Here is a 341-nt window from a genome sequence, read left to right as displayed (position 1 = left end):
AGCGCCAAGCGGTTTGGTTGGCGCGGCGCTGCGGCGGACGAGCTTCATGCGTCTGGTGTCGATGATGCCAAGCGGATAATCATGGAAGGTAAGTGCCCATTGGCCGTCCTCGGCTTCGGTGGCCGCGACGGCTTCGCCGGCCAGTGATTGCGAGACATAGACGAAGCCGCCATTCCACCTGATCTCGCCATTGTGGCGCACCCAGCGAACCGCGGCCTCTTGCGGATAATCGGGCTCGGGTGGCGTTCTTGGCATGGCTCGTTGCGACGGGCGGTAATGCTGGGCTGGAGTGTCCATGGCAAGCGCCTCATGCGGACGCTCCTCATTGTAGCTGCGCCGGA

1 pseudogene is annotated in these 341 nt (G+C 63.6%); it reads right to left on the bottom strand.

Annotation, left to right across the window (positions count from 1 at the left end):
- A pseudogene (locus tag EN852_RS37145) lies at nucleotides 1-297 on the bottom strand (integrase); the annotation flags it as partial.
- Between the last annotated feature and the right edge of the window lie 44 nt (nucleotides 298-341).

Source organism: Mesorhizobium sp. M2E.F.Ca.ET.209.01.1.1 (assembly GCF_004010375.2).
In the GTDB taxonomy this organism is placed as follows: domain Bacteria; phylum Pseudomonadota; class Alphaproteobacteria; order Rhizobiales; family Rhizobiaceae; genus Mesorhizobium.
Note: the sequence above shows the minus strand (reverse complement) of the source record. Positions and strands in the feature narration are given on the sequence as shown.